General features: G+C 68.9%; 14 protein-coding genes and 2 pseudogenes. 5 read left to right on the forward strand and 11 right to left on the reverse strand.

Annotated elements, in window-relative coordinates; all coding sequences use genetic code 11:
* Positions 1-43: 43 nt before the first annotated feature.
* Positions 44-349: a c-type cytochrome gene (locus tag ACFHNC_RS24065; RefSeq protein WP_437171780.1), complete on the forward strand. Its 306-nt coding sequence runs from the start codon at positions 44-46 to the stop codon at positions 347-349.
* Between the two features lie 12 nt (positions 350-361).
* A complete protein-coding gene (locus tag ACFHNC_RS24070) occupies positions 362-1,630 on the forward strand; it encodes an FCSD flavin-binding domain-containing protein (RefSeq protein WP_437171781.1) in 1,269 nt (422 codons plus the stop codon).
* Between the two features lie 3 nt (positions 1,631-1,633).
* Here ACFHNC_RS24070 and soxA read toward each other — a convergent pair whose 3' ends face one another.
* The 6 genes from soxA to ACFHNC_RS24100 form a co-directional block, all read right to left on the reverse strand.
* Positions 1,634-2,380, reverse strand: coding sequence for a sulfur oxidation c-type cytochrome SoxA (gene soxA / locus ACFHNC_RS24075; RefSeq protein ID WP_437171782.1), 747 nt, complete (start codon positions 2,378-2,380; stop codon positions 1,634-1,636).
* Entirely contained in the window at positions 2,377-2,703 is a 327-nt protein-coding gene (locus ACFHNC_RS24080; RefSeq protein ID WP_437171783.1) for a thiosulfate oxidation carrier complex protein SoxZ, read from the reverse strand. The genes soxA and ACFHNC_RS24080 overlap by 4 nt, the downstream gene beginning before the upstream one ends.
* A gap of 4 nt (positions 2,704-2,707) precedes the next feature.
* On the reverse strand, positions 2,708-3,157 hold the full coding sequence (locus ACFHNC_RS24085; protein WP_437171784.1) for a thiosulfate oxidation carrier protein SoxY: 450 nt from the start codon (positions 3,155-3,157) through the stop codon (positions 2,708-2,710).
* Positions 3,154-3,576, reverse strand: a complete 423-nt coding sequence (soxX, locus tag ACFHNC_RS24090) for a sulfur oxidation c-type cytochrome SoxX (RefSeq protein ID WP_437171785.1) — start codon at positions 3,574-3,576, stop codon at positions 3,154-3,156. The genes ACFHNC_RS24085 and soxX overlap by 4 nt, the downstream gene beginning before the upstream one ends.
* Before the next feature lie 65 nt (positions 3,577-3,641).
* The gene (locus ACFHNC_RS24095; protein WP_437171786.1) at positions 3,642-5,828 is read right to left on the reverse strand and encodes a molybdopterin cofactor-binding domain-containing protein; all 2,187 of its coding nucleotides are present in this window, start codon (positions 5,826-5,828) and stop codon (positions 3,642-3,644) included.
* Between the two features lie 14 nt (positions 5,829-5,842).
* A complete protein-coding gene (locus tag ACFHNC_RS24100) occupies positions 5,843-6,304 on the reverse strand; it encodes a (2Fe-2S)-binding protein (RefSeq protein ID WP_437171787.1) in 462 nt (153 codons plus the stop codon).
* A 496-nt stretch (positions 6,305-6,800) separates the two neighbouring features.
* Here ACFHNC_RS24100 and ACFHNC_RS24105 point away from each other — a divergent pair.
* Positions 6,801-6,956, forward strand: a pseudogene (locus tag ACFHNC_RS24105) (IS1380 family transposase); the annotation flags it as partial.
* Between the two features lie 97 nt (positions 6,957-7,053).
* Here the strand turns inward: ACFHNC_RS24105 and ACFHNC_RS24110 are convergent.
* Positions 7,054-7,464, reverse strand: a pseudogene (locus tag ACFHNC_RS24110) (phage terminase large subunit family protein); the annotation flags it as partial.
* A gap of 130 nt (positions 7,465-7,594) precedes the next feature.
* Between ACFHNC_RS24110 and ACFHNC_RS24115 the strand changes: the two are divergent.
* Positions 7,595-7,897, forward strand: a complete 303-nt coding sequence (locus ACFHNC_RS24115; protein WP_437171788.1) for a hypothetical protein — start codon at positions 7,595-7,597, stop codon at positions 7,895-7,897.
* Between the two features lie 150 nt (positions 7,898-8,047).
* On the forward strand, positions 8,048-8,812 hold the full coding sequence (locus ACFHNC_RS24120; protein ID WP_437171789.1) for a hypothetical protein: 765 nt from the start codon (positions 8,048-8,050) through the stop codon (positions 8,810-8,812).
* 212 nt (positions 8,813-9,024) lie between these two features.
* On the opposite strand, the gene ACFHNC_RS24125 is transcribed toward ACFHNC_RS24120, so the two are convergent.
* The 4 genes from ACFHNC_RS24125 to ACFHNC_RS24140 form a co-directional block, all read right to left on the reverse strand.
* The gene (locus ACFHNC_RS24125) at positions 9,025-9,408 is read right to left on the reverse strand and encodes a DUF3489 domain-containing protein (RefSeq protein WP_437171790.1); all 384 of its coding nucleotides are present in this window, start codon (positions 9,406-9,408) and stop codon (positions 9,025-9,027) included.
* The gene (locus ACFHNC_RS24130; protein ID WP_437171791.1) at positions 9,290-10,534 is read right to left on the reverse strand and encodes an IS110 family transposase; all 1,245 of its coding nucleotides are present in this window, start codon (positions 10,532-10,534) and stop codon (positions 9,290-9,292) included. Before ACFHNC_RS24130 ends, ACFHNC_RS24125 begins: the two co-directional genes overlap by 119 nt.
* Positions 10,535-10,709: 175 nt before the next feature.
* Positions 10,710-10,940, reverse strand: coding sequence for a hypothetical protein (locus tag ACFHNC_RS24135; protein WP_437171792.1), 231 nt, complete (start codon positions 10,938-10,940; stop codon positions 10,710-10,712).
* 222 nt (positions 10,941-11,162) lie between these two features.
* On the reverse strand, positions 11,163-11,605 hold a 443-nt coding region (locus ACFHNC_RS24140), incomplete at its 5' end, for a hypothetical protein (protein WP_437171793.1).

Below are 11,605 nucleotides of genomic sequence, written 5' to 3' on the forward strand. Positions count from 1 at the left end.
CACGGCCGGCCTAGGCTCCCCCGCAATGGGAGGGAGAACGGTCATGCAACGGCACCTGTCACACACCATCCTGCTGCTGGTGCTTGCCCCGGCCCCGGCCCCGGCCGCCTTCGCCGCCGGCACCACCGCACCAGCCGTGGCGCAGGGCTGCCTCGGCTGTCACGGTCCGGCTGGCCGCGGCGCCGGCGCGGTGCCGGCCATCGCCGGACGGGATGCGGGTGAACTGCGCGCGCTGCTCCACGCCTTCCGCAGCGGTGAACGCTCCGCCACCATCATGGATCGCATCATGCGCGGCTACGGCGAGGCGGAACTCGCCACCATGGCCGAGCATTTCGCCGGGGCACGCTGAGCCATGCGCCCCATGCCGCGCCGGACGGCGCTCCGCCTCCCCGCCCTATTGCTTGCCGCCCCAGCCTTGGGGCGGGCGCAGGGCCAGGCCCGCCTCCTGGTGGTGGGGGGCGGCTTCGGCGGCGCCTCCGCCGCGCGCTTCGCCCGCACACTCGCCCCCGAGGTCGCCGTCACGCTGGTGGAGCCGCAGTCGCGCTTCATCACCTGCCCCTATGGCAATTTGGTTCTTGGCGGGCTGCGGGAGATGCCCGCCATCACCCATGGCTATGAGGGTCTCGCCGCGCGTGGCGTGCGGGTGGTGCAGGATCGCGTAGTGGGCATCGACCCGGTGGCGCGCCGCGTTCGCCTCGGCGGGGGAGAGACGCTGGCCTATGACCGGCTGATTCTCTCGCCGGGCATCGCGCTGCGCTGGAATGCGATCGAGGGCTATGACGAGGCGGCGGCGGAGGCGATGCCGCATGCCTGGATCGCCGGTGATGGCGCGCAGTTGCGCCTGCTGCGGCGCAAGATCCAGGCGATGCCGGATGGCGGCGTGGTGGCGCTGGCCATCCCGCCCAACCCCTATCGCTGCCCGCCCGGGCCCTATGAGCGCATCAGCATGATCGCGCACTACCTCAAGCGTCATAAGCCGCGGGCGAAGATCCTGGCGCTGGATGCGAAGGAACGGTTCAGCAAGCAGCCGCTGTTCCAGGACGCGTGGCGCGCGCTCTACGGCAGCATGGTCGAATGGGTGCCGGCCAATGTGGATGGCCGTGTGATGCGCGTGGAGCCGCGCACCGGCGTGCTGGAGACGGAGTTGGGCACGCGGCACCGTGCCGACGTGGCCAATGTGATTCCGCCGCAATCGGCCGCCGCCATCGCCATCGAGGCGGGCCTTGCCGATAGCACCGGCTGGGTGCCTGTGGATTACCGCAGCTTCGAGGCGAAGGCGGCGCCGGGCATCCATGTGATCGGCGATGCCAACCAGGCGGGGGTGATGCCGAAATCCGGCTTCCTCGCCAACAGCACGGCGAAGCAGGCGGTGGCCAGCGCCCTGGCCGCGCTGCGTGGCGCGCCGCCGCCGGAGCCGGTGTACTTCAACACCTGCTACTCCCATGCGGGGGAGGGCTACGGGATTTCCGTGGTCAACATCTTCCGCCCGAATGCGGATGGAAGCGCGGTGGAGGAGGTCCCCGATTCCGGCGGCACCTCGCCCCGTGGCGACCTGCCGGAACAGCGCCGGCTGGAGGCGCTCTACGCCGATGGCTGGTATGAGAGCATCACGGCGGACATGTTTTCCTGAGTCTCAACGCCGCAGGCCCGGTGCCTCCACCGGCAGGCCGCGGGCGCGGTGGGCGAGGAACAGTTCCAGCGCCGTGTATTCCGGCGCGCCGAGGTCGAACTGCGTGGCGCGGACGCCCAGCTGGCAGGCGCGCAGCCGGCGGTGCAGGGAGCCGACCGCGTTCCATTCCAGCCGATAGGCGGGAAAGCCGGTGCCGAGCCCGTTCGAGATCACGTCACCGCGCAGCCTGCGCCCGGCATTGTCGTCATGGCACTGCCCGCAGGCCAGGTTGAGCTGGCCCTGCCGCGTCTCATAGAGATTCCAGCCCTGCTCGAAGAACGCCGCGGCCGGCCCGTCCACCGCCACCGACATGGGCAGGCCGCGCGAGCGCAGCGCGACGGCGGTGGTGAGCGACAGCAGCGCCTCGCTCTCATAGCCGAATTCGGTCTGGCCCTGGTGGCGCGTGCGACAGCGCTCGATACGGCCTTCCAGGTTCAGCAGCGCGCCATCCTGCGCCACCGCCGGGTAGCGCGCGGCTACCCCCGCCATGCTGGCGATATCGCCGTGGCAGGACTGGCAGCTTGGATCACCCCGCCGCCACAGCGCCTCGCCCTCATCCACCCAAAGCCAGCCGGGATGGCGCGAGGGGTCGTCCTGCTGCGCCCGCAAGGCGGGCGAGAGGTAGTCCTGCGGGGGTCGCACCTCCGCCGCTACGGCGAGGGCAGCGAGGCCGAGCCCGGCGAGCAGCGCGAGCGCCGCGGCGCGCTTCACTCCACCTCCAGCCGCGCCTCGCGCCGATAGACCGTGCCGCCATCCTCCTGCCATTCGAAGACCATGGCGCCGCTTTCCACCGCGATGGTGGTGAACTCGACATAGGGGTTGGCGGCGATGCCGGGCGACATTTCCATGCGGAACACCTCGGCGCCGGCATAGGTGACGCGCAGCGTGTGCAGGATTTTCCGCGGTACCGGCCGCAGGCCGGGCGCGTCCACCGCGCGTTCCATCGGATGGCGGACGATGACGCGCACGGTCACGACCTCGCCCTTCCGCGCCTTCTCCGGCAGGGTGATGCGGGCGAGGATGCTTTCCGCCATCGGCTCAGCCCCCGTCCACGCAGGCGCCGAGGATGACGATGACCTCCCGCGTGCCGCGATGCACCTGTCCGGTGCTGGTTTCCGCCAGCACGACAATGCTCTGCGTCGTGGCGAGCCTGATCCGTGTCGTGACCTCCGCCCGGCCCGCGCGGGGCGAGAGAGCGAAGTGCGCGACTCGCGGGAAGGGGTTCAGCTCCGACAGGATATGGATGGCCGAGACATGGTCTTCCGCCGTCATCGGGCTCTCGACCTTCACCGAGAGATCCACGGCGTTGCCGTTCTCCGACAGCGGCGGCATGGCGATGGTGACGCCTTCCGCAACCGGGGTCCGGCCGGCCAGGATGGCGCGTTCCGCGGCCGCGAAGCTCTCGCCGGTGACGGATTGCGCCGCCGTCCCGCCCGCCGTGGCGGCGGCGAGGGGCAGGGCAAGCAGGGTGCGGCGGTGCAGGCTCATTCCTCTCGGTCCTTCAGCGTGGCGAGGAAGGCGACCACATCCTCGATGTCCTGGGCGGTCAGCACGGGCTGGCCACGATAGCGTTCATCGACCCGCGTCAGGCCGGCGATGCGGTGATAGGGCGGCATCACCGCTTCCGGGTTCAGCCGCGTCGGGTCCACCAGCCGCAGCCGGATCTGGCCCTCGGTGAGCCGTGATCCAACCCCCGCGAGTGGCGGGCCGATATCGCCCATGAACTGCTCCCGCGTGTCGGGGATGGCATGGCAAATCAGGCAATTCGCCGTCTCCCGGTTCCGCGTCACCGCGGCACCGCGCGCGGCATCGCCCGCAAGGTCATCCAGCGGCGCCTCGATCGCATCGCCGGTGACGCTGTAGGGCGTCACCTGCGCCACGCCAGGGGCACCGGGCAGCAACAGCATGAGCCCCAGCCAGCAGGCCCAGCCAGCCCCTCCCCCGCCTGTGGGGGAGGGATCGGGGCGCGCCGTCACGCGCGGCGCAGGTCCTGGTCCTTCAGCGGCACGGTGCGGATGCGCTTGCCGGTGGCGGCGAAGATGGCGTTCAGCACCGCTGGCGCCGCCACCATGATGGTCGGCTCGCCCACGCCGCCCCAGAACCCGCCGGAGGGCATGACGATGGTCTCCACCTGCGGCATCTCGTCCATGCGCAGCATGTTGTAGGTGTCGAAGTTGGTCTGCTCGATCGCCCCGTCCTTCACAGTGCATTCGCCATAGAGCAGCGCCGAGAGACCATAGACGAAGGAGCCTTCCACCTGCATCTCGATCTGCCGCGGGTTGACGGCATAGCCACAATCCGTGGCGGCCACGATGCGGTGAATCCGCAGCACGCCCTGGTCGTTCACCGAGACATCCGCTGCGGCGGCGACATAGCTGCCGAAGCCCATCTGCTGCGCGATGCCGCGGCCCTGCACGCCTTCCGGCAGCGGCCCGCCCCAGCCGATGCGCTCCGCCACCGCGTTCAGCACGCCGAGGTGCTTCGGGTGGTTCGCCATCAGCTTGCGGCGCAGCGCCAACGGGTCCTGCCCCGTGGCGTGCGCCACCTCATCCAGGAAGCATTCGATGTAGACGGCGTTCTGGTTGTGGTTCACCCCGCGCCAGAAATGCGGCGGCACATGCGTGTTCCGCATCGCATGGTCGATCAGCAGGTTCGGGAAGTTGTAGCCGATGCGGCTGTCATTGCCGGTCGGGTTCAGCCCCTGGAACACCACAGGGTCCCGCCCGGCCTGCAAAGCATTTGGGAACACGAAGGACAGGATCGACTGGCCGGAGATGCGCATGTGCAGCCCGGTGATCTCGCCGTTGGCGTCGATGCCCGCGGTAAGCTTGGCCTTGGTGACGGGGTGGTAGCGCCCCTGCACCATGTCTTCCTCGCGCGTCCACATCGTCTTGATGGGTACGCCCGGGATCTGCTTGGCGATCAGCACCGCGTCGATCAGCCAGTCATGCGTGGTGCGCCGGCCGAAGCCGCCACCGAGGTCCACGCGGTGGATGTCGCATTGCTGCTGCGGCAGGCCGGCCGCCTGGGCAGTGGCGGCCAGCGCCGCCTCGCCGTTCTGGGTCGGGCACCAGACATCGCACCGCTCCGCCGTCCACACCACCGTGGCGTTCATCGGCTCCATCGGCGCGTGGTTCTGGAACGGATAGGAATACACCGCCTCCAGCTTGCGCGGCGCGGCGCCGATGGCGGCGCGCGCGTCACCATTCTGGTTGCCGATAAAGGCTTCCGCCGCGTCCAGCCCCTCGGACAGCCTCGCATCGATGGTGGCGGAGGAGACCTGGCCGTTCTCGCCGACCTCCCACTCCACCTTCAGCGCATCGAGCGCCATCTTGGCCTGCCAGAAGGTGTCGGCCACCACCGCCACCGCCCCATCACCCACCTGCAGCACGTGCCGGACGCCGGGCATGGAGGAGGCACTCGCGCGGTCGATGGCGCGCACCGTGCCGCCGAACACCGGGCAGCGCCGCGGCACGGCCACCAGCATCCCCGGCATCTTCAGATCGGCGCCGTAGATCAGGCTGCCGGTCGTCTTCGCCGCCGTATCCAGGCGCGGCTTGGAGGTGTTGATGACGATCCAGGCGCTCGGGTCCTTCAATGGAACCTCGGCCGGCGGCGTCAGCTTCGCGGCATCGGCCGCAACCTCGCCGTAGCGCAGCGTGCGGCCCGTGGGGCCGTGCGTGATCACGCTGTCCTTGGCACTGCATTCCGCCGCCGGAACACCCCAGCGGGCCGCCGCTGCCTCCACGAGCATGATCCGCGCCGCGGCGCCGCCCTTGCGGACGTAATCCTGGCTGTTGCGGATGCCCTGGCTGCCGGCGGTGAGGAAGGCGCCCCAGGCGCGGTTGCGCCGCAGGCTCTGGCCGGGCGTGACATATTCGGTGCTGATCTTCGACCAGTCGCAGTGCAGTTCCTCGGCGATCATTTGCGCGAGGCCGGTGCGCGTGCCCTGGCCCATCTCGGACCGCGCCATGCGCAGCACCACGCGGTCATCCGGGTGGATCACCACCCAGGCGTTGATTTCCGGCACCTGTGCCGCGGGCGCGGCCTGGCCGAGCGCCTGCTTGTACGGCAGGTGGAAGCCGAACAGGACAGCGCCTGCGGCTGCCCCCTTCAGCAGGAGGCGGCGGGACGGCGCGACGTTGTCGAGCGGAGCCATGATGCGCGCCTCCTTCAGCCGGTGATGCCGCCAGCGGCGGCCTTGTGGATGCCGGCGCGCACCCGGTTGTAGGTGCCGCAGCGGCAGATGTTGCTCATGGCCACGTTGATGTCCTCGTCGGTCGGGCGCGGCGTCTGCGCCAGCAACGCGGCGGCGGCCATGATCATGCCGGATTGGCAGAAGCCACACTGCGGCACGTCCAACTCGCGCCACGCCACCTGGACGGGGTGGTTGCCATCCGGCGACAACCCTTCGATCGTCACGATTTTCTGGGCTTCATCGAGCGCCGAGACCGGCGTGATGCAGGAGCGGATCGCCTGGCCGTCGATGTGGACGGTGCAGGCGCCGCAGGCCGCGATGCCGCAGCCATATTTCGTGCCGGTGAGACCAGCGTGGTCCCGCAGCGCCCAGAGCAGGGGCGTATCCGGGGCGACGTCCAGTTCCACCACCGCTCCGTTGACGTTGAATTTGGCCATGCCGACGGTCTCCCACCCTTCACGCGCGCGTCCGACGCTGAATCTTGCAGCCAAGCTACCCGCAGGCCAGCGGCCTTGTCACTGCCAGACTGCGCGAGGGAGGTGGCGGGATCACGCCACCGCGCTGCCCCGGCAGGTCCCTCTTCACGCGCAACCGCCAGCGGGCCCAGCGGGCCCGGACGCTCGACTGCGCGGCAGGCACCGCGTGTCGCTGTTGCCTGCACAGCAACCGGGCGTTGATAGCCTCCTTCAAAATTGGGAACCGATGTGTGTCGTGCTGCCTGGCTCGTCCGGCTGGGCGGACCGGGATCATCCACATAGCGTATTCTTGCTGTCCGCTGACCGGCTGTTCCCCGTGTTCCCAATTGTGGCGCGCAACGGGGAACACGAGAAAGCCTAGCCTGGAAAATTCATGAGGGCTGGCGGGCATGGCGCAACCCGTTGAACAGCCATAGGATTCGGCTGCGAACCCAGAACCCTGCCGTTTCCGGACACCATGCCCGCCGCCATCGACGTTACGCTGCCCCTGCCAGGCCTGTCACCAGTCGCCGGCAAGCCCATCATCGCCCGCTTCAACGGCGGATCCCTCTCATCCGATGGCGGCCTGCTGGCGCTGCGCAAGGTTGAGGCGCGCGAAGCCGACCGCAGCGCCGGCGAGCATCACACGCGACCGCATCTCTGCGCCAACGCCGATCATCCGCCGTCCATGCGTACCAGCAGGCCTCATGAATTATGCGGGTTAGCACCAGAATGCCGCCGGGAAACTCCTTCGACAGCATGGTGTTGCCGCTGTCGCGCGCGCGGGCCGGCGCCACGCGCTCCCGCAGCGCCGGCGTTTCCTCCAGCAGCGGGTCGATGCGCTGGCGGGAGAAGCGCTTGGCCAGTTCCACGGTCGGCTGCACCGCCAGCGCCGGTGCCGGCACGTGGTGCATGATGTAGCCGAGCCAGTTGTTGCCGCCCTCCGTCGCGCCGACCTGCGCCCCCTTCATGAACACCACGCGCCGGGCGGGATGCACCGCCGACAGCGCATCCATCACGTCCTTGAGGTAGGGCGTCCGGCTGGTGCGCCAGGGACCGGGCTCGGCGGAGGCGCGGCTGCCGAGCATGCGATGGCGCTCGGCCCATTCCGAGACGGTGAGCTGCGGCGGGGGCCTGAGCATTGCGCCGACGCGGCGGCGCACATGCTCACGGCTGCGGAGACCGGTCCCCTCCGAGGCCTGATGGATCGAAGCGATCGGCCGCCTCCGTCAGCAGGTCTTTGATGTGCCTCTGCAGGATGGTCTGCAGCAGATGCGGGTCGACACTGATCTCGGCGACGATCAGGCCCGAGACGCGGGCGGGCCAGTTCAGGAGCGCGTCGCGCATCGTGCTGCCGATCTCATCGAGCGCGGCATTGGCCTCCGTGACATCAAGCAGGCGGCGCTTGGTCTCGTCGAGCGAGAGGCGCTGCCCTCCACCTTCAGCGCGAGCTGCGCGACCTTGAACCGGGCGAAGGGCGTGCCCTCCGCACCGGCCGCCATCGGCGAGCGGGCGGGATCGGCGGTCACTTCGGGCATGGCGGCAACCTCCCGCCGCAGCCGGTCTTCGGTTTGATGGGCTCATCCCGGACCGGCGCCGGACGGAACAGTCACGAACTCGTCATCGCGAACCTGCATCCGGCAAGCACTGCCGCCCGTATCGCTCCATCGGCATGTCGCCGGTCGGGCGCTCGTTGCGCCCGCTTGCCCCACACGGAGTATTCAGATGGCGAAGACAAAGACGCACGACGCCAAGGGCGACGGTTCCGCGCATGGCGGCGGCAAGATGGGAAATGTCGGGTTCAGCGATCTGGTGCAGAGCTTCCAGGCCGGTGACGAGTTCTACGCGGTGCAGATCAACGAGCTGAATGGGTCGGGCGTGAGCGGCGGAGCGCTGTTGATTGTGAATAACAGTGACACGCCAGATAACTTGCTCGACGATACCCTGACGGTGGTAATCGCGGCGAACGGGCTGGAGCCTGACCAGATCCACATTCAGCACATCCACGGCGAGGATGGCACAGACGCGGTCACTCCTCCGCCATCTGCGGATGTGGATGGCGACGGCTTCATCGAGCTTGCGGAGGGGTTGCCCTTCTACAAGGGCATCCTGCTCAACCTAACCTCGCCCCAAGGTAGCGGCCTGGATGGCTTCCCGACAGCGCCTGGAGGCTCGATCTTCTTCTCGTCGACCTACCATCTGCATCCTGACGCGTCCGATACCGACCATGGCGGACACGCCAGCGGCGACGTGATCAACAACTTCGCCGACCTCGACGAATACGAGATTGTGCTGCATGGCATGACGGTCGGCGCGGTTGGGGGAGGCACGCCGGGTGAGGTCGATGGCACCGCCGGCTACAAGCTTGTCCTGCCCGTCGCATCGGGCGAGATCGAGCGGCTTGAAGATGTCCGTGGCGTGTCGGCGCTCGCGCATCTGCGGAACGCCTTCGACGGCCGCGGACCGGATGACGGCGACTGGCTGTTCTGACAACGGAGTTAGGCGGAGTGGGGCGCCCATCGCCCCGCTCCGCGGCGGACCCAATTGGCTCGATGCGGGCCTCCGAAGTTGAGGGGCTCTGCTCTGCTTTGGCGGCGACCTCCCTCCGTGCGTTGGTCGTCACAGCAAAAGTCCCGTTACCGTTCGGCGGCGAGTCCTCGATGTGTCCGGTCTGATTCTCAGGCCGGTAGATGAGGCACCGATTAGGATCCGCGCGCGCACTCCTTGTTCGGGCCGACCTGGCGGATGCGCTCCAGCACCTGGACCTCGAACCCCTGCCGCTTCCTCAGGGCAGTGAAGAACCCGCGGCCCGTGTGTGGCGCCCAGCCCGCGGCCTCGGCGATCTGTGTGATTGTTGCGCCTTCTGGCCTGCGCAGCATGGCCAGGACCTGCTCCTGCTTTGTGCCCTCGCGAGGCTTCCGGCGCGCGCCCGGCTTACGGGCGACGCGGGGGACTCCCCACCAATGATCAAGCTGTTTTTGGGGCATGAGTAGGCTCGTGCTGCGGGTCATAGGAGGAGCGCTTTTCGAGCATGACGCATGCGATGCTGAGCAACCTGTCGGCGACGGTTCGTAGGGCGCGGCCATGCGAGTGACCTCGGGCGCGCAGGGCTGCGTATCGGCTTTTGCTGCGGGCGTCGTGCTGCGTGGCGACCCGTGCCCAATGGTAGACGGCGGTTCGCAGCCTGTTGGAACAGGCTTGGCGCATTTCGACCCGCCGGGACTTGCCGCTGCGCTTGGTGACAGGCGCCACCCCGGTGAGCGTGCGCAAGGCGTGATAGTCTCGGGCCTGGATGGCCTGGTGGGCCTCCGCGAGCAGCGTGGCGAGGACGATCCTTCCCACCCCCGGCAAGGAGCGCAGGATCGTCGCGTCACGCTGCTCGGCTGGCTGCCCCGGCTCGGGCTCCGGGCCGGCCAACTGCTCGACCAGGGCATCGAGGCGGTGGGTGACGTTCTTGATCTGTCGGTTGACCAGGTGCAGGCGCTCGGCCGTTGCGGCGATATGGGCGCGGGCGGCCTCAGCTGTGCCGGGCGCGACCGTCAGCGCTGGCCGTTGCAGGATTGCGAGTGCGTCGGCCGCGGTGATACGCCGGATGCGATGAGCAGCCAGGATGCGGGCGACCCGCTTCTCCGTCATGCGGCTGGCGTCAGCCGGGGTCGGCGCCTTGGACCATAGTGTCAGTACCCAGGCGGTGCCAACGTCGTCTGCGAGATCAGGGACTTGCGGGTAATACCGCCAAAGCTGCTGACGCACGCGGTTGGCGAGGCGGATGCGTTCGTCCTTGAGTTCGGCCGCCATGCACGACCACTCGCGCAGCTCGACGACCAGCGGGTCCATCGCCTCGACGCGTCGAAAGCAGTGGCGGTCGGTGCGCAACGACGAGGCCAGGACGAGGGCATCGCGCCGGTCGTCCTTCGCTCCCGCGGGCGAAAAGCGGTCGCGGAAGCGGTCGAGTTGCTTGGGGTTGATGGCGAACACGGCGACGCCGCGGTCCATCAGCGCCTCGACCACCGGTCCGTGCGGCGTCTCGATGCCGACCGCGATCTGGCCGGGTTGCCTGGCCTGTGCGCACAGCCAGTCGACCATGGCACCGATCCCGGCGGCATCGTGTGCAAAGGCGCGCTGCACGGGGTCGTCGGTGCTGGTCAGGCAGACTTGATGCTCAGTGCTCGCCCAGTCGATGCCGACAAAGACGAGCGGCTCACTGTCCATGGCCACCTCCTTGCGATGTCGCCGAGCCGCCGCGTTGCCTTGCCGTTCCCTGTACTGGCGCTCGGGGCTGCAGACAGCCGAGGCGCAACTCCCCACTGGGCCTGCAACGCGGGCGACCGATTGAGGCGCACGTCCCCCCCAGGTGCTCGATGGCACAGGGGGCGAAAGGCTGCTCTCAACCAGCCGGCCCGACGCGGCCATGATGCATCATAAACCGCAGCCAAACAGGTACAGGGGGCTCGCCGGTGAAAAGGGTGCGGAGCGCTTCCATCGGCGCGTCAAGAGCCTCGATCATGTCGCCCGCGCGATTTGCTTCGTGATCCCACGCGGCGAGCACCGCCCCGACGGCATCGCGCAGGCTGGTCTGCGGCGTGGCGGCGTGTGCCGCCAGGGTCTGGTCGAGCATGGCGATCTTTTCCGTGAGGGGCCGAGCCTGAGCGGCTTCGGCGACCGTGGCTTCCTGTGTGGCAGGCTTCGTGGCGGGCGCCACCGTGCGCGCCGTGTCGGCACGCTACCCTCGATGCCCGAGCAGTCGGGCTCGCCGGCCACCGCGTCCCCCTCATTCGGGTCGATGCCGATGGCGCGCAGCCCGTCGTCGGTGATGCGCGCCGCGATTCAGGTGCCGTCGTCATCCTGGCGCCAGCCCAAGCCGACATGCTCCCGCGGGGCGCTGGTCTCGGTGAGCAGGTTGTTCTTGATCAGGCTGCGGAACACCGCGTTGCGCGCCGCGGCCGGCAGGGTCTTCGGCGCGCGGGCCCAGTCCCATCTCGTGCTGTGCGGCGGCGCTCAGGATCAGGCGCTGGGTGTCGGAAACCTTGGTCATCAGCCTGCGTTCCTTGTTGCGAGCGGCGCGGGCTTCGCGGTCGGTCATTGTGATTTCCGTCGTGGTGCAGGGCATCCCATGCGTGTGACGGACCACTCGCGCTGTGCCGCGCGCGAGCCAAGCAAGATGCAGCGGCGCGGAATTTCTATGATTCGGCAGCGTGGACCACATGATGATCGACGACGCCGCCTGACGCCGTGGGAGGCAGCAATCGTCAAATTGGCTGTTGCGTGCCGCAGACCCGCCTC

It is taken from the genome of Falsiroseomonas sp. E2-1-a4 (assembly GCF_051433165.1).
Lineage (GTDB): Bacteria > Pseudomonadota > Alphaproteobacteria > Acetobacterales > Acetobacteraceae > Falsiroseomonas.

Excerpts from the sequence above, each read along its gene's own strand:
- ACFHNC_RS24065 (WP_437171780.1), top strand. The coding sequence starts at position 44 with ATGCAACGGCACCTGTCACACACCATCCTGCTGCTGGTGCTTGCCCCG.
- ACFHNC_RS24070 (WP_437171781.1), top strand. The coding sequence starts at position 362 with ATGCCGCGCCGGACGGCGCTCCGCCTCCCCGCCCTATTGCTTGCCGCC.
- ACFHNC_RS24080 (WP_437171783.1), bottom strand. The coding sequence starts at position 2,703 with ATGGCGGAAAGCATCCTCGCCCGCATCACCCTGCCGGAGAAGGCGCGG.
- ACFHNC_RS24085 (WP_437171784.1), bottom strand. The coding sequence starts at position 3,157 with ATGAGCCTGCACCGCCGCACCCTGCTTGCCCTGCCCCTCGCCGCCGCC.
- soxX (WP_437171785.1), bottom strand. The coding sequence starts at position 3,576 with ATGCTGTTGCTGCCCGGTGCCCCTGGCGTGGCGCAGGTGACGCCCTAC.
- ACFHNC_RS24095 (WP_437171786.1), bottom strand. The coding sequence starts at position 5,828 with ATGGCTCCGCTCGACAACGTCGCGCCGTCCCGCCGCCTCCTGCTGAAG.
- ACFHNC_RS24100 (WP_437171787.1), bottom strand. The coding sequence starts at position 6,304 with ATGGCCAAATTCAACGTCAACGGAGCGGTGGTGGAACTGGACGTCGCC.
- ACFHNC_RS24115 (WP_437171788.1), top strand. The coding sequence starts at position 7,595 with ATGCGGGTCGACACTGATCTCGGCGACGATCAGGCCCGAGACGCGGGC.
- ACFHNC_RS24120 (WP_437171789.1), top strand. The coding sequence starts at position 8,048 with ATGGCGAAGACAAAGACGCACGACGCCAAGGGCGACGGTTCCGCGCAT.
- ACFHNC_RS24125 (WP_437171790.1), bottom strand. The coding sequence starts at position 9,408 with ATGGCCGCGCCCTACGAACCGTCGCCGACAGGTTGCTCAGCATCGCAT.
- ACFHNC_RS24130 (WP_437171791.1), bottom strand. The coding sequence starts at position 10,534 with ATGGACAGTGAGCCGCTCGTCTTTGTCGGCATCGACTGGGCGAGCACT.
- ACFHNC_RS24135 (WP_437171792.1), bottom strand. The coding sequence starts at position 10,940 with ATGCTCGACCAGACCCTGGCGGCACACGCCGCCACGCCGCAGACCAGC.